The 25,830-nt window shown below is 59.8% G+C and carries 25 protein-coding genes; 14 read left to right on the top strand and 11 right to left on the bottom strand.

Features of this window, described 5'->3' with window-relative positions; translation table 11 throughout:
- Positions 1 to 16 precede the first annotated feature (16 nt).
- On the top strand, positions 17 to 784 hold the full coding sequence (locus tag VWY75_RS00125; protein ID WP_416537955.1) for an ATP-dependent Clp protease proteolytic subunit: 768 nt from the start codon (positions 17 to 19) through the stop codon (positions 782 to 784).
- A 108-nt stretch (positions 785 to 892) separates the two neighbouring features.
- Positions 893 to 2,041 carry a lytic murein transglycosylase gene (locus tag VWY75_RS00120; RefSeq protein WP_416537954.1) on the top strand — a complete coding sequence of 383 codons (1,149 nt, stop codon included), beginning with the start codon at positions 893 to 895 and terminating at the stop codon, positions 2,039 to 2,041.
- Positions 2,042 to 2,128: 87 nt separating this feature from the next.
- Here the strand turns inward: VWY75_RS00120 and VWY75_RS00115 are convergent, their stop codons facing one another.
- On the bottom strand, positions 2,129 to 3,208 hold the full coding sequence (locus tag VWY75_RS00115) for a calcium-binding protein (protein WP_416537953.1): 1,080 nt from the start codon (positions 3,206 to 3,208) through the stop codon (positions 2,129 to 2,131).
- 78 nt (positions 3,209 to 3,286) lie between these two features.
- On the opposite strand from VWY75_RS00115, the gene VWY75_RS00110 reads away from it, so the two are divergent.
- Positions 3,287 to 4,588 (top strand): DUF418 domain-containing protein, encoded by a 1,302-nt coding sequence (locus VWY75_RS00110; RefSeq protein ID WP_416537952.1) that lies wholly within the window; start codon positions 3,287 to 3,289, stop codon positions 4,586 to 4,588.
- Between the two features lie 35 nt (positions 4,589 to 4,623).
- Here VWY75_RS00110 and VWY75_RS00105 read toward each other — a convergent pair whose 3' ends face one another.
- The 3 genes from VWY75_RS00105 to VWY75_RS00095 form a co-directional block, all read right to left on the bottom strand.
- Complete coding sequence (locus VWY75_RS00105) at positions 4,624 to 5,277, bottom strand: aspartate-semialdehyde dehydrogenase (protein WP_416537951.1); 654 nt, start codon at positions 5,275 to 5,277, stop codon at positions 4,624 to 4,626.
- Positions 5,278 to 5,291: 14 nt separating this feature from the next.
- Positions 5,292 to 5,639 (bottom strand): DUF3140 domain-containing protein, encoded by a 348-nt coding sequence (locus tag VWY75_RS00100; RefSeq protein ID WP_416535414.1) that lies wholly within the window; start codon positions 5,637 to 5,639, stop codon positions 5,292 to 5,294.
- Positions 5,640 to 5,714: 75 nt separating this feature from the next.
- Complete coding sequence (locus VWY75_RS00095) at positions 5,715 to 6,476, bottom strand: metallophosphoesterase (RefSeq protein WP_416537950.1); 762 nt, start codon at positions 6,474 to 6,476, stop codon at positions 5,715 to 5,717.
- A 94-nt stretch (positions 6,477 to 6,570) separates the two neighbouring features.
- On the opposite strand from VWY75_RS00095, the gene VWY75_RS00090 reads away from it, so the two are divergent.
- From VWY75_RS00090 to VWY75_RS00075, 4 genes are read left to right on the top strand one after another with little or no spacing between them, the layout of a single operon-like run.
- The gene (locus VWY75_RS00090) at positions 6,571 to 8,700 is read left to right on the top strand and encodes a YjbH domain-containing protein (protein WP_416537949.1); all 2,130 of its coding nucleotides are present in this window, start codon (positions 6,571 to 6,573) and stop codon (positions 8,698 to 8,700) included.
- Complete coding sequence (locus VWY75_RS00085) at positions 8,697 to 9,356, top strand: YjbF family lipoprotein (RefSeq protein WP_340547595.1); 660 nt, start codon at positions 8,697 to 8,699, stop codon at positions 9,354 to 9,356. The genes VWY75_RS00090 and VWY75_RS00085 overlap by 4 nt, the downstream gene beginning before the upstream one ends.
- A 58-nt stretch (positions 9,357 to 9,414) precedes the next feature.
- A complete protein-coding gene (locus VWY75_RS00080) occupies positions 9,415 to 10,788 on the top strand; it encodes a polysaccharide biosynthesis/export family protein (RefSeq protein ID WP_416537948.1) in 1,374 nt (457 codons plus the stop codon).
- A 35-nt stretch (positions 10,789 to 10,823) separates the two neighbouring features.
- Entirely contained in the window at positions 10,824 to 11,072 is a 249-nt protein-coding gene (locus tag VWY75_RS00075) for a hypothetical protein (RefSeq protein ID WP_416537947.1), read from the top strand.
- Here the strand turns inward: VWY75_RS00075 and VWY75_RS00070 are convergent.
- Both VWY75_RS00070 and VWY75_RS00065 read right to left on the bottom strand, forming a co-directional pair.
- On the bottom strand, positions 11,069 to 12,517 hold the full coding sequence (locus VWY75_RS00070; RefSeq protein WP_416537946.1) for a UdgX family uracil-DNA binding protein: 1,449 nt from the start codon (positions 12,515 to 12,517) through the stop codon (positions 11,069 to 11,071). The genes VWY75_RS00075 and VWY75_RS00070 overlap by 4 nt on opposite strands.
- A complete protein-coding gene (locus tag VWY75_RS00065; RefSeq protein WP_416537945.1) occupies positions 12,517 to 13,752 on the bottom strand; it encodes a putative DNA modification/repair radical SAM protein in 1,236 nt (411 codons plus the stop codon). Before VWY75_RS00065 ends, VWY75_RS00070 begins: the two co-directional genes overlap by 1 nt.
- 188 nt (positions 13,753 to 13,940) lie before the next feature.
- Here VWY75_RS00065 and VWY75_RS00060 point away from each other — a divergent pair, with 188 nt between their 5' ends.
- Entirely contained in the window at positions 13,941 to 15,320 is a 1,380-nt protein-coding gene (locus tag VWY75_RS00060) for an NAD-dependent succinate-semialdehyde dehydrogenase (protein ID WP_416537944.1), read from the top strand.
- A gap of 76 nt (positions 15,321 to 15,396) precedes the next feature.
- Entirely contained in the window at positions 15,397 to 16,374 is a 978-nt protein-coding gene (locus VWY75_RS00055; protein WP_416537943.1) for a DNA topoisomerase IB, read from the top strand.
- Between the two features lie 11 nt (positions 16,375 to 16,385).
- Here VWY75_RS00055 and VWY75_RS00050 read toward each other — a convergent pair whose 3' ends face one another.
- Positions 16,386 to 17,720, bottom strand: coding sequence for an MATE family efflux transporter (locus tag VWY75_RS00050; RefSeq protein ID WP_340547588.1), 1,335 nt, complete (start codon positions 17,718 to 17,720; stop codon positions 16,386 to 16,388).
- A gap of 203 nt (positions 17,721 to 17,923) precedes the next feature.
- Between VWY75_RS00050 and VWY75_RS00045 the strand changes: the two genes are divergently transcribed.
- The 5 genes from VWY75_RS00045 (at position 17,924) to VWY75_RS00025 (ending at position 21,961) form a co-directional block, all read left to right on the top strand.
- Positions 17,924 to 18,937 carry a ligase-associated DNA damage response exonuclease gene (locus tag VWY75_RS00045; RefSeq protein WP_416537942.1) on the top strand — a complete coding sequence of 338 codons (1,014 nt, stop codon included), beginning with the start codon at positions 17,924 to 17,926 and terminating at the stop codon, positions 18,935 to 18,937.
- Entirely contained in the window at positions 18,937 to 20,493 is a 1,557-nt protein-coding gene (locus tag VWY75_RS00040) for a cisplatin damage response ATP-dependent DNA ligase (RefSeq protein WP_416537941.1), read from the top strand. The genes VWY75_RS00045 and VWY75_RS00040 overlap by 1 nt, the downstream gene beginning before the upstream one ends.
- 76 nt (positions 20,494 to 20,569) lie before the next feature.
- Complete coding sequence (locus VWY75_RS00035; RefSeq protein WP_416541655.1) at positions 20,570 to 21,292, top strand: tryptophan-rich sensory protein; 723 nt, start codon at positions 20,570 to 20,572, stop codon at positions 21,290 to 21,292.
- Between the two features lie 41 nt (positions 21,293 to 21,333).
- Positions 21,334 to 21,609: a ribbon-helix-helix domain-containing protein gene (locus VWY75_RS00030; RefSeq protein WP_416537939.1), complete on the top strand. Its 276-nt coding sequence runs from the start codon at positions 21,334 to 21,336 to the stop codon at positions 21,607 to 21,609.
- Complete coding sequence (locus VWY75_RS00025; RefSeq protein ID WP_416537938.1) at positions 21,593 to 21,961, top strand: type II toxin-antitoxin system RelE/ParE family toxin; 369 nt, start codon at positions 21,593 to 21,595, stop codon at positions 21,959 to 21,961. The genes VWY75_RS00030 and VWY75_RS00025 overlap by 17 nt, the downstream gene beginning before the upstream one ends.
- Here VWY75_RS00025 and VWY75_RS00020 read toward each other — a convergent pair whose 3' ends face one another.
- From VWY75_RS00020 to xylF, 4 genes are all read right to left on the bottom strand, one after another.
- Positions 21,962 to 22,390: a MerR family transcriptional regulator gene (locus tag VWY75_RS00020; protein ID WP_416535399.1), complete on the bottom strand. Its 429-nt coding sequence runs from the start codon at positions 22,388 to 22,390 to the stop codon at positions 21,962 to 21,964.
- 123 nt (positions 22,391 to 22,513) lie between these two features.
- A complete protein-coding gene (locus VWY75_RS00015; RefSeq protein WP_416535398.1) occupies positions 22,514 to 23,296 on the bottom strand; it encodes an ATP-binding cassette domain-containing protein in 783 nt (260 codons plus the stop codon).
- A complete protein-coding gene (locus VWY75_RS00010) occupies positions 23,293 to 24,594 on the bottom strand; it encodes a sugar ABC transporter permease (RefSeq protein ID WP_340547580.1) in 1,302 nt (433 codons plus the stop codon). The genes VWY75_RS00015 and VWY75_RS00010 overlap by 4 nt, the downstream gene beginning before the upstream one ends.
- 117 nt (positions 24,595 to 24,711) lie before the next feature.
- A complete protein-coding gene (xylF, locus tag VWY75_RS00005; protein WP_340547579.1) occupies positions 24,712 to 25,737 on the bottom strand; it encodes a D-xylose ABC transporter substrate-binding protein in 1,026 nt (341 codons plus the stop codon).
- Positions 25,738 to 25,830 lie beyond the last annotated feature (93 nt).

Genomic DNA, 25,830 nt, shown 5'->3' with positions numbered 1-25,830 from the left:
GACAAGGCGCAGACGGTTGCCGGAAACCTGGCGTGTGCTGCGCTGGGTGCTGGCGGCGCAATTTGGGTTCGCTGCCGTATTGCTGGGCACAGATCTCGCAAAGATCGTCCCGCAGCTGGCGTGGCCATCATCGGCACCCGCGCTGACAGCACCGATTGGTCCGGGCGACCAAACCCGGCGGTATACGCCCGATCAACTGCCGGATCGCGCCCCAGCGCCGGGCAGCAGACCGCTACCCGACACCCGGGACATGCCGGACCGATTGGACATCGCAACCCCAGAATGGGAGGGTGAGCCGGTATTGACACTTACAGGGCGGATCGCCGAAGGCGACGCCGCACGGGTCGTTGCCTATCTCGACGCTCTGGAACGCCTCCCGACAGAGACGTACCTCAACAGCCCCGGCGGGTCAGTTTACGACGCGCTTGAAATCGGTCGCGCATTGCGTGCGCGCGAGATCGCCACCGTGATGACCGCCAGCGACATATGCCTCTCGGCCTGCCCCTATATTCTGGCCGCAGGTGTCACGCGACATGCTGATCCGGATGCGATGATCGGTGTACATCAGCACTATTTTGGGCAGAACACCGTGCTCCCGGCGTTTGTCGCGGTGGAGCAGATCCAGCGCGGCCAAGGCGAGGTCATGGAGTACCTTCAGGACATGGGGGTGGATCCATTGGTCATGCGCCATGCGCTGGTGACGCCATGGGATGAAATCTATCTGCTGACCCCCGCCGAGCGCGCGACCTACCGGCTCGCGAGCGAGCCTGAAAGCCAAGGGTAGGTATGCCTTTTTCCAGCGGATGGGCTGGCAAATTATCGCCGTCGAAACCTTGCAGGGCGTCGATGATCCGCTAGTGTTGTCCCAAATGAATAACCAGCAGGCAGGCAGATGAGCATTTCACGACGCGGTTTCGGAATTGGACTTATGGCGCTTGGCCTCGGGGCTTGCAGCGGTGGCACGACCAGTAGCGTGACGTCAGGCAGGGCCAGCGGTCTGCCTGCCGATCTTCGCCCGGTACCAAACGCAGCCTACGACGCTTGGGTCGCAGAGTTCCGCCAACGCGCTGCGGCTTCAGGGATCAGCAACAGCACGCTCAGCACCGCCTTTCGCAGCGCAGGCTATCTGCCAGGTGTCATCAAACGCGACCGCAACCAGACCGAGTTCAAGCGCAGCCTCGAAGACTATCTCTCGATTGCCGCCTCGGACGAACGGGTGAGCAAAGGACGCGCGGCCTATGCACGCCACCGCAATACGCTCAACGCGCTGGAGCAGACCTATGGCGTCGATGCCGAAATCATTGCCGCAATCTGGGGTCTGGAGAGCTTCTTCGGAGAGCGCCGGGGCGACGTGCCGGTCATCTCAGCAACATCAACCCTGGCATTCGACGGTCGGCGCGGAGCGTTTTTTGAGAAACAGCTGATCGCTGCCCTGAGAATCTTGCAGAATGGTGACATCTCGGCAGCCCGCATGACCGGCAGCTGGGCTGGTGCCATGGGGCATACACAGTTCATTCCCACATCCTATCAGGCCTTTGCCGTCGATTTCACCGGCGACGGCCGCCGCGACATCTGGTCGGATGACCCCAGCGATGCTCTGGCCTCAACAGCGGCCTATCTGGCCCGCAACGGCTGGACACGGGGTCAGCGTTGGGGCCGGGAGGTGGTCGGTTCTGCGCCAACCAGTGGCACTATCATCCAGCCGCAGGCAGGCGGTCCAAGATTTGCCGTCACCAGCAACTTCCGCGCGATCAAGCGTTATAACAACTCTGACGCCTACGCGATTGGCGTCGGCCACCTCGCTGATCGTATCGGCGGTGCGGGGCCGTTGCGCAGCAGCTTTCCGCCCGATGCCAATGGTCTGACCAAGGATGATCGCATCCAGCTGCAGAAGCGCCTCACGGCAAAGGGCTTTGACACAGGCGGTGCAGATGGTGTCATCGGACCTAACAGCGAAGACGCCATTCGCGCCTACCAACGCAGCCGCGGCCTGCCAGCGGACGGCACCCCATCCCCGGCACTGCTGCGCGATTTGGGTTAGGATATCGCCAGCTCGCAGGCATGTGCACAGCCAGTCGGGATGTGCTTCGGCGGCAGAACGTAGATGCACCGCCGAAGCCGCATATTGTCAGAATATAAAATCACCGGCATCGAGGTCGCCGATATCGACCCCGAGAAGGGTGATCGTGTTCCCAAGACCATCCGCAATCACGGCGTTATTGCCGTCCTGCGTCAGATGGTTGTCACGAAGATCCGAGAGATCCGAAATTTCGACGACAGCTCGCAGATCAATTTTTTCTGCATCACTTCCCGCAGCAAAATCACGGACCGTATCATCGCCAAAATTACCACGGAAAATGAAGTAATCCGCTTGCGCGCCACCGATCAAAAGATCGCTTCCATTGCCGCCGAACAACCGATCGATACCTGCTCCACCCAATATGGTATCATGGCCAGAACCGCCTACCAGCCGATCGTTACCCGATCCACCATCCAGCCTGTCGGCACCGCCTTCACCGTATATCGTATCATGGCCTTGCGCACCGTTCAGAACATCCGCCTGACGTCCGCCCTTAAGCAGGTCCGACCCCCAACCACCGCGCAGCAGATCTGCTCCGCTACCACCGAATAGAACATCCTGGCCGGATCCTCCGTTGATCGTATCATCACCGGACCCGCCACGGATAGTGTCGTCACCGATATCTCCCTGCCCCGCGATGAAGACATCATCGCCAGCCGACAGAGCGACCTCATCGCTGCCGATAGTACCGGTGAGGATATCATCGGCTTCAGTTCCAACGGGCGTTTCACCGCCCGCGATATTCATAGCATCTACAACAAGAGTCCCGCTATTGATGCCTGCAAACTCGGCGCGCAACAGGTCAAACCCCTCGGTAATATCCGAGGGTTCAATCATCGCCACAGCGTCAAGAATGGCCTGTTTTTCTGCGGCCGTAAGCTGGTCAGAGACAAATGGCGTGTTTAGCAGCTCCGCGATCTGATTGATCAGATCCTGCCAGTTGATCGACAAAATCGCCTGCTCGGCCGCGTCGATGATAATCAGAAATTCTCCAACAGTCAGCTGCGTCACATTGCTCGCGTTGAATGCTGCAAGCAAATCGGCATTACCACTATAGGCGAGCGTACCACCAACGTACTCGAGCCACTCTTCCAGTTCCAGAATATCATTCAATACTGCGTTCAGCATCTTTACTCATCACTCCAGTATCGCAAAAAAACGCGACCCCAACCGGTCAATATATCGCAAACTCAGCATAAGTGCGCGATGGTTCACATGATAAGATGCCTCGAAAATTTTAGTCAAGGATCGATAAACGCGCGTTTCACCCGTATCGCGCTCATCGAATCCTTTCGGGCATCGCATCTATCCGGCCTACCGCCTGTGGTGACCGATCCCGGGCGAAGCAATTCTGATACCTCATCTGAGCTAATCAGTGAAGAATTGCCTGCCGGGGTTGAAAGCTTGGCTCGCACGGCCCAGTTAGTGAACGTACGTTCATTCAATTACGGACTTGGAATGCAACCTTTATCCACCGCCCGTCTGCAAGGCCTAGATCTTGCGCGCTATTTTGCCTTCGTCGGAATGGTCATCGTGAATTTCAAGATTGCCATGGGGGCTGAGGGGGGCAGCGGCCTCGTTGCGCTACTCAGTACGGTGCTTGAAGGGCGCGCGGCGGCCTGCTTTGTCGTTCTTGCCGGTGTCGGGCTTGGTCTGGCGGCAAGGAGAGCAACCGCCAGCATCACTGTGACGACGTTAAGGCGTGCTGCATTTCTGCTTAGCTTGGGGATGGTGAACATGCTGATCTTTGAGGCAGATATCCTGCACTATTATGCTGTATATTTCTTTTTCGGAGCGGTCTTACTCGGTGCGTCCACAGTGCGCCTCGCCTGGCTCATCGTGATGCTGATCCTGATGTTTCCGGCAATGATCCTCGTCCTGGACTACGACACCGGCTGGGACTGGCAGCTCTACTCCTATGCCGATCTCTGGACGATCCGTGGTTTCCTGCGCCATTTGTTTTTCAACGGCTGGCACCCCGTCGTACCGTGGCTGGCGTTTCTCCTGGCTGGCGTTCTTCTGTCCAGAATGCCGCTGCAAAACCGGCGGTTCCAGATCTATCTGGTCTTCTTCGGAGCCATCACCTATGCCGCAGTTGAAAAGACGAGCGCCATCGCCGTCCAAAGCCTGCGCCAAGTCGACCCTGACCTGGCCGATTTGGCGACGACACTGCCAATTCCTCCTATGCCGCTCTATATGGTTGCTGGTCTTTCCACCGCATGTGTGGTGATCGGTGGCTGTCTCCTGCTTGCACCAATTCTGACCCGCATTGGCGTGATGCAGGCGCTCGCGCCCGCTGGGCGCCAGACACTGACGCTCTATCTGGCTCATATTCTGATCGGTATGGGCATATTGGAAGAGATGGGGCTATTGGGCGGCCAATCCCCCGAAACGGCCGTGTCAGCAGCCCTTGTTTTTTGCGCTGCCGCGACGGTTTACGCTTATCTCTGGTCACGCTACGCCAAACATGGCCCGGTCGAGATGGCTATGCGCAGATTGGCCGGGTAGCCGACGACACCAACAACGCCTGCCAGAAGCAGCGCCTACGATTTGGCAAGCGCATTGACCAGATCGGCTTTGGACATGTCGGAGCGCCCCGAGATCCCCTGATCCTGCGCCCGTTCATAAAGCTCCGCCTTCGTATGGGCGTTCAAGGCAGCCTTGCTGCCCTTGGCGCGCCCGTTCTCATCCGTTGCCTTGCGGATCGCCATCATCAAGGCATCCTTGTCCATATCCGAGCGACCTGCGATATCAAGATCCTGTGCCCGCTCATAGAGCATGTCATAGGTTGGGCCACTTTCCTTGATACGCGCTACCTTCTCCTGCACATCCTCTGGTTGGTCGGAGAATTGTTCCTGGCCATCGCGGGTATCGCTCTGCTTCTTTCGGGTCGAGCGCCGGTATTCTTTTTCGGTCAGGATCATCCTCACCTCTTTTGGCAGATACCGCTCTCCGGTCTCGCTGCTATCGGCCCCGGATTTGGTCCCCCAGTCCTCCTCGCTCCATTGATTGAGGTCAGTATCTTCCTGATCGGGACCATCTTCGGCATAGGTACCACCACGGCGCTTGTATTCCTGGACGGCCAGCTGTGCCTTGCGGGCCGACCATTCCCCCGGTTCGCCGCCCTTGCCGCTTTTGGTGAGGTCTTCTTTCACTTCTTCCCAGAGTTCAGGGTCGTTTTTCTTCGCTGTGGTCATTGGCCTCTCCTATGTCAGGAACACCCATCGGATTTCAACGGATCATGCCCCCAGTTCATCAGCGAGTATCGCCACCGGCTGTTTTCAATGTCGTCCTCGGGTCCGCCCTGGGCGCAATGTCGTCTGACATAGCCAACAACCTTAGCCATGTGTTCATAGTCTTCCTGACTCAGGTCATCCTTGTTCGTGCGTTTGATCTTGACGATCCGACGTCCAGACGCATGTCCCGTCGACTCGCCGTTGTCACTGTCGCCAACCGATTTGCTCTCTTCGGTCTCCAGCCAGCGCTCCAATTCAGCAGGCGCCATATTGACGGCTGTTTTCCACTGGTCCCAGATTTCGGCTTTGCTTTTGGATGACATGACCCATTCTCCCAGATCCGCTCGATGAGAAACGCGCAAGAGCTGGTTTCGTTCCGATGGCCGGTACAGCCCGCCTCAGGTGGAGATAAACCTGACTGTGCCGAGATCGATTTCAGCAGCTGTCAGCCGCCCGGTTGCGAAGGCACCAGTATCCAAGGCGATCCGACCGTCGGCAACAGTAGGCTCAGTGACGATCCAATGGCCATGAACAACCCAAATATCATCCTTGCGGCGTCCCTTGCGGGCATCTGGGCAACCCCATAGCAGCTGTTGCCGGAATTGTTCTGACACAGGAGCGCCCGGATCCGCACCGGCATGGGCAATGAATATATTACCGGATTGGCAACAGGTGGGCAGACCCTCTACCCAAGCGATCATCTCTGGACCCATCGCTGCGCGCAGCGCAGCTGCTCCCTGCTCCAAGCTGGCGGCCGATGAATGCTCCGATATGCCGGTGACACCAAAACTCGCAAGCGTTTGCAGCCCGCCATTGCGCAGCCAGATTGCGGCATGTGCAACCGGGTCGATCAGAAAATCCAGCAGCATGGCTTCATGGTTTCCCATCAGGGCAGTTGTATCCGGCCGGTTCATGAGACGGCGCAGAACTGCGGCGCTCTGTTCGCCTCGGTCGATGTAATCGCCCAGGCAGACCAGAGGCAGCGCCGGATCAAGCTGCTCCAGAAGGCGGGCCAGCAGATCGTCGCATCCGTGAACATCGCCGATAACATAAAAACGCAATTCTGGATTGAGAGCTGCAAAATCTTGTGGTTTTCGCCGAATTCCGGTAATTAACCTTTTGAACATAATCGCTGCTCCCTGGGGGCCTGATGCTGTCATAACCGGCAAATCTGCTGGTCTAGTGTTAGGCGGGGTTGGGAGCAGTGTGAAGAAGCACCGCCGAAAAAGGTGGGCACGACGAGGCTGGGTGGGAATGCGGGGACACGCAATTCTTATGATTGGCTGCCTGGGTACGCTCAGCGGCCCGCTGGGTGCCATTCAGGCTCCGGCCCAGACACTATCGACATATGGAACGCCCGGATTGGTCGATATGCCGACCGCAGAGGTTCTGCCCGACGGAACCATCGCGCTGACCACCTCAAACTTCGAGAACACCAGCCGCAACACCCTGACGTTTCAGATGTTGCCGAATATCTACGGCAGTTTTCGCTATAGCTTTCTGCGCGGTTTCGACGCCGGCGTCGACCTTAGCCGGTATGACCGCAGCTTTGATATCCATTTTCAACTGCGCGATGAAACAGCGGCGGGACCGGCTATCGCCCTTGGCCTGCGGGATTTCGGTGGGACCGGCGTCTACGCCAGCGAATACCTCGTGGCGACAAAACATGTCACTCCCGATCTGACCGTCACCGGCGGGATTGGCTGGGGTCGGCTTGCCGGGCGCGGCGGGCAGCGCAATCCACTGACGGCACTCGATGGGCGGTTTGATACACGACAAGATTCAAACGCCGGCGGCATATCCACAACCGGACAACTGGACTTTGGCAATTGGTTCCGCGGCGACGCCGCATTGTTTGGCGGTCTGCGCTGGGATGTAACTCCGCATTGGTCGCTTACCGCCGAATATTCCTCCGACACCTATTCAGCCGAAGCTCAACGTGGGCTGAATGACATCCGTTCACCTGTCAACATCGGCGCATCCTACCGCTTCGACAACGGAGTCACTTTGGGCGGCTCTTATCTCAACGGATCGGCCCTCGCCGTTCAGCTGAGCTATGCGTTTGATCCGCGCCGCGCCGCTGCTCCCGGCGGTCAGGGAGCCGCCGCGCCTGCGCTGAAACCGGAAGAACAGGTCGCCCTGGCCAGCTGGAACCTCGCCCAGGGCGAAACCGGATCCGCCGAGCCTGCCCGGCTCTACGGCGTGCTGCAATCCCAGCTTGAGTCCGAGGGCATCCGGCTGCTCAGCTTCGAACGCGTGGGCAGCCAAGCGCGGATCACGGTGGAGAACATGCGCTACGGCGCCTCCGCGCAGGCTGTCGGTCGGACCAATCGCGTTATGGCAAATACCCTGCCTCCGCATCTGCAACAGTTTGAGGTCACGCTGGCCGAGAACGGCCTGCCCACGACCCGCGTCACCACGCAGCGCAACGACCTCTACGAGCTGGAAGGCGATCTGGATGGCGCCTGGCGGAGCCTTGCCCGTGCAGATATCGAAGACGCCCCAGAGCCGATCCCCAACAGCGCTGGCATCGACGCCTTCCCTCGGTTCACCTATCGCTTCGGGCCTTACACGCAGCTGTCTTTCTTTGATCCAGATGAGCCGCTGCGCTACGAAGTCGGGGCGGAACTGCGAGCCGCCTATCAACCTGCGCCCGGCCTGACCTTTGCCGGACAGCTGCGCCAACCAGTGATCGGCAATCTCGACGCCTCCTCCCGCCCATCAAATTCGGTCTTGCCGCGGGTCCGCTCGGACTGGGCCCGCTATGCGTCGGAATCCGATCTGCGCCTCAGCCATCTGACAGCCGATTACGTCTGGCGCCCGCACCAGGATCTGTTTGCGCGCGTCACTGCAGGCTATCTCGAGCAGATGTTTGGCGGCATATCGGCAGAGGTGTTGTGGTTCCCCGTTGGCAGCAGCCTGGCGTTAGGAGCCGAGCTTAATTATGTCCGGCAACGCGATTTCGACGTCCAGTTCGGATTTCAGGACTACGACGTCGTGACCGGTCATGCCTCGGTCTATTACAAAACGCGCGGCGACTATCATGTTCAGATCGATATGGGTCGGTATCTGGCTGGTGACTGGGGCACCACCGTCACCATCGACCGTGAATTCAACAACGGTTTCAAGGTTGGGGCCTTTGCAACGATGACCGATACATCCTCCGAGGATTTCGGCGAAGGCTCCTTTGACAAGGGCATCCGTGTTGAGGTGCCCGTTGCCTGGCTCACCGGCAAACCGTCGCGACAGAGTATCACGCAGGTTATCCGCCCCGTGCTGCGCGATGGCGGCGCGCGGCTCAACCTGCAGACACGTCTCTATGAAAAAGTGCGCGACAGCCGTGGGCGCGCGCTTGCCGCACAATGGGGGCGTTACTCCAGATGACGATCACCCGACAGCTCCACCACCTGGTCATCAGCAGCGCTGCTATTGGCTGCCTGATCCTCGCAGCCTGCACAAATGACGAGCGTGAGATCCTGACCCTTCAGCAGCTGCGGCAGGGCGGTCTCTCCTCTGCCATACCTCACGTCGCGGAGCTGGCCGAGGCTGGCGCAGAACAGATGCAGGTTGGATTTCTCCAGACAGGAAGAAGCGGCGTGATGCTTCGGGAGACGGAGCGGGCGGGTCTGGTGACCTGGCTGTCCTCGGACGGTGCCAGCCTGCAAACCGACCGGGGTCTGCTGCACGCAACCCGTGGCTTCGGTATCGGTCTTATGGCCGTTGAACAGGATCAATCCCGTGGACGGATTTTTGCACATGCAGAAGGTCCGGCGCTGCGCTTTCACAGCTATCTGACCGGAAACGACCAGGTTGAGACCCGGACATATCACTGCGAAATCAAGGATCGCGGCCCCCGCACCCTGACCATTGGCGACCAGCAGATTGCGAGCCGTCTGATGGTCGAAAACTGCCAAAACCCTGAGCAGCGGTTCCTGAACCTCTATTGGCTGCGGTCATCAGACAACAGGTTGATCCAAAGCCGCCAGTGGACCGGGCCGTTTATCGGCAATTTGACAACGCGACTGCGGGGAACGCCATGATCCGCACACCCCTATCGCATCCGACCAACACCACCCCACCCCGACCGGAGGAAAGACCTTGCGCCTGATTTCTATGATCTGCTGCGCCACAATTGCGCTGGCAGGATGCTCGACCATCTACCGCAGCTCTGACGTTATCCCCGGCGCCGGGGATGGCACGCAGGTGCGTGTGGTTCCGCTGAATGGCGAAACCGTGATCCAGGCCAACCGCGCGCCTTATGCGCCGCAATCCCTTCCGGATGCCTATGCACGATCAGCGGGAACCGGCGCGGGCCTGGTTGGCCGCGGGGCGGGCCGCCTGCCTGAGGCACCCTCAACTCAGGAAGGTGCGCGCAATCAACGCCTCGCCCTGAAGCCCCCCCCTTCCGTACCGCAGATGCCCTATCAGATCGGGGTTGGTGATGTCGTGATGCTGGCGACACCGTCCACGCGCAACACGCTTGAGCAGCTCACCGGCCTGCTTGCCGCGCAAAACAGCCGCAACGGTTATACCGTGCAGGATGATGGCTCTGTCAATATACCCGACGTCGGCCGCATCCGCATCGGCGGGCTGACCATCGAAGATGCCGAAGAGCTGCTGTTTCAGAAACTGGTCGAAGCGCAATTCGATCCGACATTCAGCCTTGAGATCGCCGAGTTCAATTCACGCCGCGTTTCGGTTGGCGGTGCCGTCGGCAAACCTGGCGTGCTGCCGATCACATTGACGCCGCTCTACCTCAGCGAAGCCCTTGCCGCCGCAGGCAGCGTGTCCGTCCCAGATATTGATGTCAGCTCGGTGAGGATTTACCGCGACGGCGACCTCTACCAGATCCCGCTGACGGATTTCTATGCCAGCCCCGACCTGCAGAACACGCGTCTTGTCTCCGGCGATGCGGTATTTGTCGACACGGACTTCAACCTAAACCGGGCCGAACGCTTCTTTGAACAGCAAATTCGCCTGAAGCAGACAACTCTGGCTGCCCGCGCGCAGGAGCTGAGCGAGCTGAACACCGCGATCACCCTCCGCCGCAATGATAATGCCGAGCAACGCAGCACCTTCGAAGCCCGCGAGGCTCTGGGTGCCAATGGTCGCGATTACGTCTATCTGGCCGGGGAGGTCGACAATCAGACACGATACCCCCTGCCGTATGAGCGTCAGGCCACGCTGGCCGATGCACTCTATGATGCGGGCGGTGGAATAGCCCGCGAAACCGGTGACGTCTCGCAGGTCTATGTGCTGCGCGCCTCCAGCGATCCGCGCGAATTCGGCGCGGTTACCGCCTGGCATCTGAATGCCAGCAGCGCCGCCAATCTGACACTCGCGACGAAATTTCAGCTGCGCCCCGATGACGTGATCTTTGTGGCCGAAAACCCGGTCACAAAATGGGGTCGCACCCTGCGCCAGATCACCCCGTCGCTGATCACCACACCTGTTGCGGCAGCAGTCAATTGACCGGCCTGACATCGACAGGACCGGTCACCCGCCTCATGATCATCACTTTGATGGTCCTGTCTTTGCTCGGGGCACCCGGTGCTGCTCAGACCGTTAAGCAGGACGATGATCAGCTGAAGTGCGAGGATGAACAGGATGCGGAAGAGGACGAATGTCTGCTGCTCGTTGAGCCGGTCGTGGGCCAGTTTGCCCCAATGATCGCACCTGCTATGGGCCTGCTGGGGCTTGCCTTGGTGGCGGGACTTGCGGCCTCCGGCTCGACCAGCACGACCAGTACGGATTAGTCGCGCCGATGCTTCACCGCATCTATGCGCAACCAATCGGCAGCCAGGCGAAGGTCCGCGCGTAGGCTCTCGGTGTGACGGCTGCGCTGCTCAGGATCTGGGCTCCGCAACAGATACGATGGATGCAAGGTGATCAATACCGGCGTGCCGTCGGTGCGATGTTCGATGGTTCCGCGCCGCCGCCGAATGTCCGCACCTGATCCCAACAGAGCCTGCGTCGCGGTGGCACCAAGCGCGAGGACCAACCGCGGCCGGACCTGTTCCAGCTCGGCCCAGAGCCAGATCTTGCAGTGCTGGATCTCCGATCCATCGGGCCGCTGATGTATCCGCCTGCGCCCTCTTGGCGTGAATTTGAAATGTTTGACCGCATTGGTGACGTAGGCTGCCTGTCGCGGCAGGCCGGCCTCCGCGGCCAATTGGTCGAACAGTTGCCCAGCGGGGCCAACAAATGGACGCCCCGCCAGATCCTCGTGATCACCGGGCTGTTCGCCGACGATCATCAACGCGGCATCTGTCGGCCCTTCACCGGGCACCGCCTGCGTGGCCGACCGGTGGAGCGGGCAGCGCGTGCAGCTGTTGATGGCCTCCGGCAGACCCCCAGCTGCTCCTTGCCAGACAGGGTTGGCCGCAGGTAGTCGGGCCTGTACCCGCACAGCCCGCAACGGTGGCAGAGTTGCCGCCGCCTCAGCCATCGCGCGCGCCCGCGCCGGGGCCGAGGCGATCAGGTCAGGAATAGCGACGGCCTCCGGCATGTTCTGCCAATACTTCTTGGGCATTTCCGATTGCATCGCCTGCACCTTCAACCGCGCCGGATTGAATATATTGCGGAAATAAGTGATCCACAGCGCCTCGCTCGCATCCTCCGGCAGGTCGGGCCTTGGCTGCCCCGGCTCAAACCTGAGTTGCCCACCCTCGAATATGGCCGACACGTCAGGTGTCAGAATGCGCCAGTCCATATCGGCAAAGCGGCGGGCAAAGAATGTAGCGGTCGGCTCCACCGTGTGATGTGTCGGCTCAAACCACGCCGCAAAAGATCGGCGCGGCGCGTCAGCGGCACCCAACTCCCGAAACCGCACAAAGGCCTTCATCTTGTGCTGACAGCGCGACACCGATTTTTCCATCTGGCGCAATCGCGCCAGATCCGCGTCAGCCCGATCGCTCATCAACCCGCGTTCACTGCGCAGGCGCCAGAGAAACCGGTAGAGCCGGGCAAACCGGTTCGGATCACTATGCCAGACGACCTTATCGGCGAGGGTAACAAAGCTGCGCGGGACCTGGACCTCTCCGCCTGAAGGCGGTCGCGCCTCTGAGGCGAATAGATCCGGCGCGGCGCATTCATTGTTCCACAGGATGGCGTCAGGTGGGATATTCTGCGCCAGAAACCCTCGCGCTGCCCGACGCCAGGCCTCTGCCGTCCCGATCTGGGGCATCTCGGCATGATACATCAAAACAGGGCCAATTGTTCCGGCGGCGGCAGAAACCGGGCCCGCAAATCCGCGCTGTCGGTCAAATCGCCCGGTGTCCACCCGCCAGCAACGACAAAGGCACGCGCCTTCTTCATCGAGGCCCCGATACGAACCAGATCTTCGTATCGCAGCATCCGATGCCGTCGCGTGCTGAGGATCCGCGTGACCGTTTTGACCCCGAACCCCGGAACCCGCAGCAGCAGTTCCCGGCTGGCCCGGTTCACATCCACCGGAAAGATCTCGCGATGTGCCAGCGCCCAGGCCAGCTTGGGATCGACCTGCAAATCCAGATTTCCATCCGGCGTGACCGATGTGATCTCATCGAGCTGAAAATCATAAAACCGCAGCAGCCAATCGGCCTGATACAGCCGGTGTTCACGCTGCAACGGTGGCGAGATCAGCGGCAGCTTGGCCGAACTGTCGGGGATGGGCGAAAACGCGGAATAATACACGCGCTTCAATTTGTAGCTTGCATAAAGCCGGGTCGATTGCCCCAGCACCGTCGCATCATTTGACCCATCCGCCCCTATGATCATCTGCGTCGACTGACCTGCGGGCGCAAATCGCGGCGGACGCCTGCCCGTATAGCTCGCCTCCCTGGCTGCATCAGCGCGCATCCGGACGTCTCCCATCGCCTTGCGGATCTGACCGGGATCTTTCTCCGGCGCATGTTCACGCACGGCGGCATCGCTTGGCATCTCGACATTGATCGACAGCCGATCCGCCAGAAGCCCAGCTTCGGCAATCAATTCAGGGGCAGCATCGGGAATGGTCTTGAGATGAATATATCCGCGAAAATTCTCCTCATGCCGCAGCTTTCGCGCGATCTGCACCATATCTGACATCGTCGCATCCGGGGACCGGATGATACCGGAGGACAGAAACAGACCTTCTATATAGTTGCGTCGGTAGAATTCTATCGTCAGCTTTACAACCTCATCGACAGAAAACCGCGCGCGCGGCACATTGGACGACACCCGGTTCACGCAGTAGGTGCAGTCGTAAATGCAAAAGTTGGTCATCAGGATCTTCAGCAGGCTTATGCAGCGACCATCCGGCGTGTAGGCATGGCAGATGCCCGTACCCTCATTCGAGCCCAAGCCCTTCCCATCGCGGGAGTCACGTTTTGTCGATCCCGAAGACGCACAGGACGCATCATATTTTGCGGCGTCGCTGAGGATAGCGAGCTTTTGATCCAGCGTTTGTCGAGTCATATGTTCTATATATGTTCCCGCCACAAAGAAGGCAATCCAACCAGCAGCGCATCTTAGGTCAAACCAGCAAAAGACAACCGCGACCTCACGTCCTGGCGATTGACGGGAACCCAAACCACCAAGCCACGTTGATCTTGCAAGCCACAGGCAAAGAACTCCCCTCCTGCCGTCAGAGAGAAAGGTCAACCATGTCCGACACCATTCAAACCGTGAACCCAACCACTGGAGAAACCCTCAACAGCTATTCCCTGCTGAGCGACGAGGCGATGGAAACTGCAGTACAAAGCTGCCATGAGGCCTTTCTCAGCTGGCGCCAGACCCCGGTAGAAGAGCGCGCGAAGGTCATCAAAGCCATCGGGGCCGCCCTGCGTGAGTGCAAGGATGAGCTTGCCGAACTGATGACAAAAGAAATGGGCAAGCTGCTGAAACAGAGCCATCAGGAAGTCGAGCTCTGCGCGGCCATCTGCGACTACAGTGCAGGAGAGGCCCCCTCGGCATTCGCCCCCGAAGAGCGCGATATCCAAGGTGGCAAGACAGGGCATATCTTCTATTCCCCCATTGGTGTCGTCTACGGCATCCAGCCCTGGAATTTTCCAGCCTACCAGGTGGTGCGCTACTCAATCGCGAGCTTGATCGCCGGTAACGGCGTACTTCTGAAACACGCCTCCAACGTGACCGGCTCGGGCCAGATGCTGCAGGAGATCTACGAAAGCGCGGGCCTGCCAAAGGGCCTGTTCCAGGCTCTGGTGATTTCCCACGATCAGTCGGACGCGCTGATCAGCCACAACCTGGTGCGCGGCGTGACACTGACCGGCAGCGATGGCGCCGGCCGCAAAGTTGGCGCGAAGGCGGCCGAAGCGGTGAAAAAGACCGTGCTGGAACTGGGATCCAACGATGCCTACATCGTCCTGGAAGATGCGGATATCGACGCAGCTGTCCAGACCTGCGTGCAGGGGCGGACCTATAACAATGGCGAAACCTGTATTGCTGCCAAGCGCTTCGTCGTCGTCGACGCAATTTACGACGAATTCCGCGACGCCTATGTTGCCTCCATGAAAGACGTGACCCCGGGCGACCCGATGGGTGACGATGCCGACATTGGACCGATGGCACGCAAAGATCTGCGCGATGACCTCCACCAGCAGGTCAAGGACAGTGTCGCAGGTGGTGCCAAGATCCTCTGCGGCGGCGAAATGCCAGAGGGCAAGGGTTTCTACTATCCGGCGACCGTTCTGGAAAACGTGACCCCGGGGCAGCCTGCCTATGACGACGAACTCTTCGGCCCGGTGGCCGCACTGATCCGCGCCAAGGACGCAGAGGATGCGATGCGCATTGCCAACGACAGCCGATTTGGTCTCGGCGGTGGCATCATGACCAAAGATACGGACAAGGCGATTGCCCTCGCCCGCGATCATTTCGACACCGGCATGATCTTCATCAACGGATTTGGCCTGGCAATCCCCAACATGCCTTTCGGCGGCGTCAAGGACTCCGGCTATGGCCGCGAACATGGAGGCTTTGGCATGAAGGAATTTGTGAATGTAAAATCCGTCATGGTGATGAGCTGACGCCACTCGGGCCGCCTGCACACCTGGCGGCCCGCACATTGCGGGTCCGAAGTCCCGCCAAACGTGGATCGACCTGATGAAACTGGTCTATTGCAAGGATGATCAGCCCGGGATCTCGCGCCGACGTCGCGGTCGCGGGTTTTCCTATCATATGCCTGATGGCAGCCACATCGGGGACCGTACCGAAGTGGACCGGCTCAACCGGCTTGGCGTGCCCCCTGCTTATACGAATGTCTGGCTCTGCCCATTGGCAAATGGTCACCTGCAGGCCACCGGGCGCGACGCGCGCAATCGCAAGCAATATCGCTACCATCCCGCGTGGCATTTGTTGCGGGCAGAACAGAAATTCGACAATTTGGTCAGTTTCGCCGAGAGCCTGCCGCAGTTGCGCAGGTGGATCAGCGACAGGCTGAGCGGCAACATAGGCGAAGAAGAAACGGCGGTCGCTGCTGTCCTTGCCCTGATGGATCGCGGCTCACTCAGGATTGGGAACCCGCAGTACACAGAGGACAACGGCAGTTACGGTGCCACGACCCTGCGCCAACGGCACATCGAGTTCTCCGGTCAGTCGATACATCTGCGCTATACCGCAAAAGGCGGCAAGACAGTTGAGAAGTCGATCCGGGGCGCGGCCCTGCAACGCATATTGGAGCGTTCACAGGACCTGCCCGGACGTGAACTCATCTCTTGGCTCGATGATGGCGGCAGCGTACGCGCCGTCCGGTCAGAGCAGGTACAGGAGGTTCTGACCAACCTTTGCGGTGACGGCGTCTCCGCAAAAACGCTGCGCACTTGGAACGGGACCCATGCAGCCTTTCGCACGGCGCTGCATGCCCCCAAGCTCACGATTTCAGCCATGGCGGAGGCAGCGGCGGAGCGGCTGCACAATACACCGACAATGGCGCGCAACAGCTACATTCACCCGAAGGTCATCGCATTGGCCGAACTGCCCGACGACACGCGCACCGCACGGCTCAAATCGCTCACCCGGCATAGTATCGACGGACTTCGCATGGGTGAAGGCAGACTACTCGAACTACTGACGACAAACTGATCGGGCTGCCCTCACTGACCCACCAGCCCCGTCTTGCGGCCGACATAATAAGCGCCCGCCACAGCCGCCAAGTTCGCAATGACCGCAGCGCCCAGAATTCCGGCATAGCCGAACAGCCAGACCCCCAGCCAGGCCAGCGGCACATAGACCACAAAGATCCGCATCAAGCTCAGCCCCATGGACCAGAGAGCCTTGGACCGGGCATTCATCGCGGCATTTGCTGTCACCAGGACGCCGTAGCCCAGAAAACTCCAGCTGACGACGCGGAGATATTGCGCGGTCTTCTGCGCCGCTCCCTCGTCCGAGGCGATCAGCCCGGCGATTGAAGGCGCCAGAACCGTCAGGAGAAGCGCGACAGCCAAGCCGTAACCGATACAGAATTGCCAGGACCGCCAGACCGCCAGCCGCGCACGATCCCGTTCATCTGCACCCCAGTTCTGACCGACGACCGGTCCGATGCCCGCAGAAAGGGCCAGCAGGGGTACCAGCGCGACCGACTGCACACGCTGAGCCGCCCCCAGCCCAGCCACAACCGTATCGCCCAGCGTGGCAGCAGCTGCGGTGACCATCGCCATACCGGCGGGGTTGATCGCATTGGAGAAGGCCGCCGGCAGTCCGACCCTGACGACTTCGCGTATTGAGCTGACAATGCCATCGGCGAATTCCTGCGGAGGACGAATAACGCCAATCCGCAGCGCATAAGTGAAGGCTCCCACCAAGGTCAGGACGCGCGCCAGAGCCGTCGCAAGCGCCGCGCCCGCCGTGGACATCTCAGGCACAGGACCGAGCCCATAGATCAGGATCGGGTCCAGCGCGATATTGAGCACCGCAGCAACCAGCATGATCACCGCCGAGGTTGCCCCGTCGCCATGGGCCCGAAACACCGCATTCAACAGCGCCATGCCGACCAGAAAAGGAAACGACAGGGCCCAGAATGGCACATAGGATTGCGCCTCCTCCAGCACGGCGCCCCCTGCTCCCATGAGAGAGAACAGCGAGGCAGCACCTAGATAAAACAGGATGGCGACCAGCACCGCCACAACCATACCCAGAACAATCGCATGCACCGAGAGCCTGTTGGTCTCTGCCTCGCTGTCGCCCCGGCCCAGGCTCTGGGAAATCGCCGCATTGGCTCCAGCGGACAGGCCGATGGACAAAGACGTCACCGCCGTGGTCACCGGGTAAATGAACCCGACGGCCGCCAGCGGAGCCTCCCCCAGCTGCCCGAGGAAATACGCGTCTGCCAGTCCAACGCTCAACACGCCCAAAATCCCCAAGGACATTGGAGCGGAGACCGCAGCAAGAGCGCGCGAAACAGTGCCCTGTGTTAAATCCTTCTGCGCCACGGGCCTTCTCCTCGGGTTGGGTAATAGCGGCAGCGCAGGAAACTGCGCCATAGCAGGCAAAACGCCTGAGCCTCTTGATGGTTCCACACTGGATGGCAAGACGTCGGCTCGCCAGCGTCGGCACGGTCTCCCCTTGCCCAAACCCCTGTTTGGCTTAACTTTCCTGGAACACCGCCTAGAAGTAATATGAAGGATCCTGCGCCGTGAATGCACCACGCCTACCGGAAGAGCTGCTGCATCCGCGCCCCGATGGGCTTTATTGTCCTGCTGGTGATTTCTACATTGATCCGGTCCGCCCGGTGCCCCGCGCGCTGATCACCCACGGCCATGCTGACCATGCCCGCGCGGGGCATGGCACGGTCTGGGCCAGCCCGCAGACATTGGACATCATGGCGATCCGCTATGGCGACGCGTTTTGCGACACATCGGTTCCAGTCGATGATCGCACGACGATCGCGGGTGTCGGCGCGACATTCACACCGGCCGGCCATGTCCTTGGCTCCTGTCAAATTACCGTGGAGGACGGCAACACGGCCATTACCGTCTCCGGCGACTACGCGCGGGTCGATAACCCTGCCTGTGCACCGTTTCAGCTCGCGCCATGCGATGTTTTCGTGACCGAAGCCACCTTTGGGCTGCCAGTGTTCAATCACCCGGACCCCCGGTCCGAGATCGAAAAACTGCTCCGCTCCGTTGCTGCTCAGCCGGAGCGATGCCATCTTGTGGGTGCCTATGCGCTCGGCAAAGCGCAGCGTGTCATTGCGTTGTTGCGCCAGGCAGGCTGGGATCGGCCGATCTATATCCATGGCGCACTTCAGCGCCTGTGCGACTACCACATCGCCCAGGGCATTGATCTCGGCGAATTGCGCCCGGCCACCACCAAGGAGGGCAAGGCGGCCTTTAAGGGGCAGATAATCCTCGGCCCTCCTTCGGCCTTTGCCGCGGCCTGGGCGCAGCGGTTTCCTGATCCGGTGATCTGCTTTGCCAGTGGCTGGATGCAGGTCCGCGCCCGCGCGCGGCAGCGCGGCGTGGAGCTGCCATTGATACTGAGCGACCATGTCGACTGGCCGGATCTCACCCGAACCATCAGGGAACTCGCCCCGAAACAGGTCTGGGTGACCCATGGCCGCGAGGATGCTTTGGTTCGCTGGTGTGAGCTGAACCAGATTGCCGCCCGTCCCCTGCGGCTGATCGGCTATGAGGAGGAGGCAGATTGATGCAAGCCTTCGCAGACCTTCTGGAGCAGCTCGCCTTTACCCCGTCTCGCAACGGTAAGACGGCGCATCTGCTCCATGCCTTTCAAGCCATGCCGGACCCTGAACGCGGATATGCGCTCGCAGCGATTACGGGTGATCTATCACTCCGCAATGTGACGCCTTCGCTGTTGCGCGGTCTGGTGGCGGAAGAGACTGACCCAGAACTTTTCCGCCTCTCCTATGATTTCGTGGGCGATCTGGCGGAGACCGTCGCCCTGATCTGGCCGCGCTCAGACGGCGAGGCATATCTGTCCTTGACCGAGGCGGTAACGGAGCTGTCCGAAACCGCAAAGGCCCAGCTTCCGGCACTGATCATCCGCCGCCTGTCGCAGATGACACCGTCGCAGCGCTATGCCTACCTGAAGCTGGCCACCGGCGGGCTGCGCGTTGGCGTGTCCGCCCGACTGGCCCGCAACGCCCTGGCACAATATGGCGAGGTCGATGTCGCGGAAATCGAGGAGCTCTGGCATGGGCTGACGCCGCCCTACCTGCCACTGTTTTCCTGGCTCGAAGGGGGTGACAAACCAAAAAGCCTTGCCGCCGCGCCGTTCCGACCGGTTATGCTGTCCACAGGTACAGATCTGAACGACCTTTCCAGCCTCTCTCCCGGCGACTTCATTGCAGAATGGAAATGGGACGGTATCCGCGTGCAGGCCGTGAATGACGGCGGCACCCGGCGGCTCTATTCACGCACCGGAGAGGATATCTCAGGCGCTTTTCCCGACGTCATTGAAGCGCTGAACTTCAACGGCACGCTCGATGGCGAATTGCTGGTTAAGCGCGACACCATCATCGCGCCCTTTGGTGATTTACAGAAACGGCTTGGTCGCAAGAAGGTGGGCAAAACCATGCTGGCAAGCCATCCCGCCGCGCTGCGCGCCTACGACCTGCTGTTCTGGGAGGGTGAAGATCTGCGATCTTGGACATTGGATGAACGCCAGGCCCGGCTGCATCGCTGTGTTGCGGACCTGAACGATCCGCGTATCGACATCTCTCACCCGCTCACCTTTGGCACATGGGAGGATCTGGCAGTTCTTCGCGCCAACCCACCCGAAGGCGTAATCGAAGGCGTCATGATCAAACGGCGCGACAGCGCCTACATCGCGGGGCGCAAACGAGGAAACTGGTTCAAATGGAAACGCGACCCTATGCTGATCGATGCCGTCATGCTCTATGCACAGCGCGGCCACGGCAAACGCTCAGGCTACTATTCCGATTTCACCTTCGGCGTCTGGGACGGCGATAAGCTGGTGCCCGTCGGCAAGGCCTATTTCGGGTTCACCGATTCCGAGCTGAAGGAACTGGACCGCTTCGTGCGCAACAACACGACGGACCGGTTCGGCCCAGTCCGCGCGGTGAAGCCCGAATTGGTCCTGGAAGTGGCCTTTGAAGGTCTAAATGAATCCAGCCGTCACAAAAGTGGTCTGGCCATGCGGTTTCCCCGTATCAATCGCATTCGGACCGATAAACCAGCGTTAGAAGCGGGAACATTGGAGGAGCTTCGGAGCTTTCTTTAAGACTAGATAAGCAAATCGGAATAGCCACAGATGCCGCCCTCAGTTGGCGCCTACATACGAAAGCGAGTTCGATATCATGAGCAAGCAGTCCATGGCCTATCTTACACTGGCCCTTGCCCTAGCCTTTGCCGCCGCGCCGCTGATAACCGACCCGTTTACCGGCTATACAGCTGATCAACTGCCCTATCCACAGCCCGACCCGGTCATTCAACCCATCGGTCCGGCCTTTTCAATCTGGATCGTGATCTACATCTGGCTGATCGTTGGAGCCGGATTTGGCGCGTTTCGCGCGCCGGAGGGCTCAACATGGCATGAGATGCGAAAACCCCTCTCTATCAGCCTGGCCATCGGGGTGTGCTGGCTTTGGGTTGCGAACAGCTCACCCATCCTTGCCACAATCCTGATCATCGCGATGACAGTCACCGCGATCCTGGCTATGCGCCGCGCAGGCCGCAACAAACGGGTCTGGAAACGCGGTCCTGTAGGGCTCTATGCCGGATGGCTGACCGCAGCATCAGCGGTATCCATCAGTATCATTCTTCCAGGATATGAGTTGATGAACCCGCAATTGGCGGGCGTAATCTGCCTGACGGCGGCGCTGGCGGTCGGGCTTTTGGTCCAGGCAGACAGCCCCTCAGCCTGGACTTACACCGTCGCAATCTGCTGGGCCATCGGCGGGATTATCATTAACCAATGGGGAAGCGATAATTGGCTCATTATTGCTTTGGCAGGTCTCGGCTGGATCGCTCTTGCACTGCGCGGCCTGTCCGGTGCCGGGTTGATAAATACTACTGAGTAGTATAATCTCCATAGTCACCCACAAGAGCCTCAGGTGCGCAAATGAGTGTAAAAGCCTCCATCTCCCTGACCGAAGCACAGGACGACTTTGCCCGCACATTGGTGGCAGAAGGGCGATATGCAAGCCTCAGCGCGGTGTTGCAGCAGGGTCTGGAACTGCTGCGCGAAGAAACGGAAGCCCGCCGCGCCGAGACATCCGCCCTGCGTGCATTGATCGCCGAGCGCCGCGACGGCTCTTTTGTCAGCGGTGCTGAGGGGCGTCGAAGGACCGCCGATCTTCTGGCGCGCAAACGGGCAGAACATGGTCTTTCGGGTTGATCGCGCCGAGGCGATTGATCAGGATCTTGACGCCATATTCGACTTTCTCTTTGATGCGGCAATCGGCTTTGGCGAGGATCCGGACACCGCATTCAGCAGGGCAGCCGCCCGCCTGAACGAGATTGACGCGGCCATTGAGGCACTGGGCAACGCTCCGCACCAGGGCACCCTGCGCAGCGATATCGCTCCGGAACTGCGCAGCGTGACAAAGGGGCGCGCCATCCTCTATTTCGACCTGAACGAAGCCGAACAGCAGCTACGCGTATTGGCGGTGTTCTTTGGGGGGCAGGATCATCAACGCCGGATGTTGCTCCGTGCGCTCGGCGACGAGCAAACGAACCCGATGCCCTGATCAGGCGCCAATCTGATCATGATTTGTCAGGCATTCGGAATGATCCCGCAAAACCTCCAGCACCCGGCACTCGGCAACGGTTCCCCCGGCACACTCACGGATCATGCGCTGTAATTCAGTCTGCAAGGCCTCCAGCCGGGCAATCCGATCAGCGACGTCTTTCAGCTGTCTCTGCGCGATGGAATCTGCATGAGAACAGGACTGACCCGGATGATCCGCGAGGTTCAGTAACTCCCGGATTGCCTCCAGACCAAAGCCAAGTTGTCGCGCGTGACGGATGAACGAAAGCCGGTCCAGATCACTCTCGCCATAGCGACGCTGCCCGCCTGCTGTGCGCCCCGCCTCCGGCATAAGGCCAATCTCTTCGTAGTAGCGAATGGTCTGCACCTTCGTGCCTGTCCGCTTGCCCAATGTCCCAATTGTCAGCATCTATCACCCTTCTAAAATCTACATCTTATGTAGGTTTTTGCGATAGGCTGAGCAACCATTCTGAAACGGAAAAGGGGCCACCAATGGCAGCCCCTTCCAGACCGATATTATCGACCTCGCGACTTATGCCGCAGCTTCACCGGGCCGCTTGCCCAGAATGATCATGCTCAGCAGGTCATCATCGGTGACATCGTCAATATCGACGGTGCCAACCAGCTGACCGTTCTTCATGACCGAAGCCCGGTCGCAAAGCTCCATCACCGCATTCACATCGTGATCAATGAGGAAAATACCGATACCCTGCGCCTTCAGCTGCTGGATCAACTCGGCAACCATCTGCGTTTCATGCGGCCCAAGGGCGGCAGTCGGTTCATCCATGATCAGGATCTTGGCGTTGAAATAGACCGCCCGCGCGATGGCAACCGACTGACGCTGACCGCCCGAGAGAGCCGAAACCGGTTCCGAGAATTTTTGAAAATTCGGGTTCAACCGGTTCATGATCTTGCGACATTCGGCCTCCATGGCGGAATCGTCCACCAGACCAAACGGGGTAACCAGCTCGCGACCCAGGAACAGGTTGGAGGCCGCATCCAGATTATCCGCCAGCGCCAATGTCTGATAGATCGTCTCGATGTTATGCGACCGCGCATCACGCGGATTGGTGATCTCAACCTTATCGCCATTGACCCGGATTTCGCCGGAATCCATCTGGTAGGCACCCGACAGCACTTTGATCAAGGTGGATTTCCCGGCACCATTATGGCCGAGCAATCCAACAACTTCGCCGGGATAGAGATCAACGCTGACGTGATCCACAGCCTTGATCCCGCCAAAGGAGATCGAAATATCTTTCATCTCGACCAGCGGCGTGGCGCCTGCGGCGCGCAACTCTTTTGCAGTGCTCATATCCGGGCCCCCACGCGTTTGCGGTAAAGAATATCGATCCAGACGGCTGCAACCAGCACGGTGCCCACGACGATGTTCTGGAACGGTGCGTCGACACCGACCATGGCCATCCCCGACTGCAGGCTCTGCATAATCAACGCCCCAAGGATGGCGCCATAAATCGTGCCAAACCCACCGGACAGTGCAGTGCCGCCAATCACGGCCGCCGCAATAACGCGCAACTCATCCAGAGTCCCGATATCATTGGAGTGATTGGCAAGACGGGCCGAGGCCACAACCGCTGAAAGCGCACAGAGAAATCCCATCAGGGCAAAGATCTTGACCGTCAGCAGACGGGTGTTGATGCCGGACAGCTCGGCGGCATCCGGGTTGCCACCGGTGGCAAAGATATAGCGGCCAAACCGGGTGCGCCGGGCGATAATCGTCATAATCACGGCAGTTGCAATCAGGATCAGCACCGAGATTGGCAAGCCATAACCGACAACCAGCCCCTCAGGCATGGTTTCGCCTTCTGCTTCCATCATTCGCGCCAGACGGCGCGCCGGGATCTGATAGGCATTCAGCACGGCCACAAAGCCAAGGATCGACGCCGCAATCGCACCTGCAATCACCGCTTCCGCCCAGGCGGGTTTCACCGGGAAACCATGGCCTTGTTTGCCGCGGCGGCTGTTCCACAGGGCAACCAACGCCAGAGCCGTGGCTACGATTCCGACAGCCCAGCTGAGCGTGGTGCCCAGCGTGCCCGAGGTGCCCCCGAAGATCAGGAACCTGCTGTCAAGCGGGCCAATGGTCTGCCCGTCGGTCAGATACCAGGCAACGTTACGCCAGACCAGAAAACCACCCAGGGTCACGATAAAGGCGGGAATGGTCAGGAAACCTACCATCCATCCCTGAAAAGCCCCGATCAGGGTGCCGATCGTCAGGCCAACCACCACGGTTATGATCCAGGTTGCCGGGTGGTTGAGTCCAAGCCCCAGCATATCCGGTAGCACATCGGTCTGCACGACAGCCATCACGGCCGAGCAGGTCGCCAGCAACGCACCGACGCTCAGGTCGATGTGGCGTGTCACGATCACAAAGACCATGCCCGTGGCCATGATCGCCACAGAGACCGTCTGGATGGTGAGGTTGAAAATATTGCGCGGCGTCAAGAAACGCCCATCCGTCAGGATGTTGAATCCAATGCACAAGATGACAAAGGCACCGATCATTCCCAATAGGCGGACGTCCAGTTCCAATTGCTGGAACAGGCCACGCTTGTTTTGTTCGGGGATCGGCTGAGACGTGGTTTCGGTCATATCCGAACTCCAGTGATCAGCGGTATTGAAAGGGGGACGCGCGCCCGATCCAATCGGGACCTTCTGAGGGCGCGCGCCGGTTTAGAAAGAAGTAGCCGAGAAACTCTCAGCAGCTGCTTAGTTGCAGGGCGCAGGACCGTTGGTCACACCCTGGCACAGCGCCTCCTTGGTGATCCAGCCGGCATCGACAACAACCGACAGGTTGTCAGCGGTCACCGGGATCGGCTCCAGGAACCGCGCCGTCAGCTCGGTGCCCGCTGGGGACGTCCAGGCGGCACCGCCCGCGACATCACCCATGGCAGCGCCTTCGGCCATTTCGACCGCGATTTCAGCGGCGGCCTTGCCCAGATCACGAGCGTCTTTCCAGACGGAAACGGTCTGCGTGCCTTTGGCAACACGGTTCAGCGCAGCGTGGTCGCCATCCTGACCGGACACAGCGATACCTTCCATGCCCTGCGCGGTCAGCGCGGCGACAACACCACCGGCGGTGCCGTCATTGGAGGCAACAACGGCATCGACCTTGTTGTCATTGGCGGTCAGGATCTGTTCCATATTGCGCTGAGCGTTGGCCGGCAGCCAGCCATCGGTATAGGCTTCGCCAACGATCTTGATATCGCCGCTATCGATTGCCGCCTGAATGACCTCTTGCTGGCCACCGCGCAGGAAATCCGCGTTGGGATCGGTGGGCGAGCCCTTGATCATCACATAGTTGCCGCTCGGCTGGGCCTCAAGCACGGCCCGGGCCTGCATCCGCCCCACTTCAACATTGTCGAAAGTGAGATAGAAGGCACGGCTGTCTTCAATCAGGCGATCATAGGCAACAACGGGGATGCCTTCGTCCGCCGCCGCCTGAACAGCCGGGCCAATCGCCTGAGCGTCCTGGGCCAGAACGATCAGCGCATCCACGCCCTGTGCAATCAGGCTTTCAATGTCAGCAAGCTGCTTGGCCGACGACGACTGTGCATCTGCCGATACATAGGTCGCACCTTTCGCTTCCAGCGCAGCCTTGATCGCCGCTTCGTCGGTTTTCCAGCGCTCTTCCTGGAAGTTCGACCAGCTGACGCCAACGGTCACATCTTCGGCAAGGGCCATGCTCGCGGTGGCGGCAAAGGCAAGTGCGGAGACTCCACTCAAGAATTTCATTGTTTTCCTCCCTCGGGTCGTTGCGGGCTGCTGCGGCAATCGGGTCCCCCCACGCCACATGCCCGTCCTGATATCCCTAACATTATTTTTTTT

Origin of the sequence: Phaeobacter sp. JH20_08, from assembly GCF_048056635.1 — a bacterium.
GTDB classification, from domain to species: domain Bacteria; phylum Pseudomonadota; class Alphaproteobacteria; order Rhodobacterales; family Rhodobacteraceae; genus Phaeobacter; species Phaeobacter bryozoorum.
Note: the sequence above shows the minus strand (reverse complement) of the source record. Positions and strands in the feature narration are given on the sequence as shown.

Coding starts and splice junctions, on each gene's coding strand:
- VWY75_RS00115 (WP_416537953.1), bottom strand. CDS start 3,208: ATGCTGAACGCAGTATTGAATGATATTCTGGAACTGGAAGAGTGGCTC.
- VWY75_RS00085 (WP_340547595.1), top strand. CDS start 8,697: ATGACGATCACCCGACAGCTCCACCACCTGGTCATCAGCAGCGCTGCT.
- VWY75_RS00010 (WP_340547580.1), bottom strand. CDS start 24,594: ATGACCGAAACCACGTCTCAGCCGATCCCCGAACAAAACAAGCGTGGC.
- VWY75_RS00110 (WP_416537952.1), top strand. CDS start 3,287: ATGGTTCACATGATAAGATGCCTCGAAAATTTTAGTCAAGGATCGATA.
- VWY75_RS00075 (WP_416537947.1), top strand. CDS start 10,824: ATGATCATCACTTTGATGGTCCTGTCTTTGCTCGGGGCACCCGGTGCT.
- xylF (WP_340547579.1), bottom strand. CDS start 25,737: ATGAAATTCTTGAGTGGAGTCTCCGCACTTGCCTTTGCCGCCACCGCG.
- VWY75_RS00065 (WP_416537945.1), bottom strand. CDS start 13,752: ATGACTCGACAAACGCTGGATCAAAAGCTCGCTATCCTCAGCGACGCC.
- VWY75_RS00120 (WP_416537954.1), top strand. CDS start 893: ATGAGCATTTCACGACGCGGTTTCGGAATTGGACTTATGGCGCTTGGC.
- VWY75_RS00020 (WP_416535399.1), bottom strand. CDS start 22,390: ATGCTGACAATTGGGACATTGGGCAAGCGGACAGGCACGAAGGTGCAG.
- VWY75_RS00030 (WP_416537939.1), top strand. CDS start 21,334: ATGAGTGTAAAAGCCTCCATCTCCCTGACCGAAGCACAGGACGACTTT.
- VWY75_RS00060 (WP_416537944.1), top strand. CDS start 13,941: ATGTCCGACACCATTCAAACCGTGAACCCAACCACTGGAGAAACCCTC.
- VWY75_RS00105 (WP_416537951.1), bottom strand. CDS start 5,277: ATGACCACAGCGAAGAAAAACGACCCTGAACTCTGGGAAGAAGTGAAA.
- VWY75_RS00015 (WP_416535398.1), bottom strand. CDS start 23,296: ATGAGCACTGCAAAAGAGTTGCGCGCCGCAGGCGCCACGCCGCTGGTC.
- VWY75_RS00055 (WP_416537943.1), top strand. CDS start 15,397: ATGAAACTGGTCTATTGCAAGGATGATCAGCCCGGGATCTCGCGCCGA.
- VWY75_RS00090 (WP_416537949.1), top strand. CDS start 6,571: ATGCGGGGACACGCAATTCTTATGATTGGCTGCCTGGGTACGCTCAGC.
- VWY75_RS00025 (WP_416537938.1), top strand. CDS start 21,593: ATGGTCTTTCGGGTTGATCGCGCCGAGGCGATTGATCAGGATCTTGAC.
- VWY75_RS00040 (WP_416537941.1), top strand. CDS start 18,937: ATGCAAGCCTTCGCAGACCTTCTGGAGCAGCTCGCCTTTACCCCGTCT.
- VWY75_RS00095 (WP_416537950.1), bottom strand. CDS start 6,476: ATGACAGCATCAGGCCCCCAGGGAGCAGCGATTATGTTCAAAAGGTTA.
- VWY75_RS00100 (WP_416535414.1), bottom strand. CDS start 5,639: ATGTCATCCAAAAGCAAAGCCGAAATCTGGGACCAGTGGAAAACAGCC.
- VWY75_RS00070 (WP_416537946.1), bottom strand. CDS start 12,517: ATGTATCATGCCGAGATGCCCCAGATCGGGACGGCAGAGGCCTGGCGT.
- VWY75_RS00035 (WP_416541655.1), top strand. CDS start 20,570: ATGAGCAAGCAGTCCATGGCCTATCTTACACTGGCCCTTGCCCTAGCC.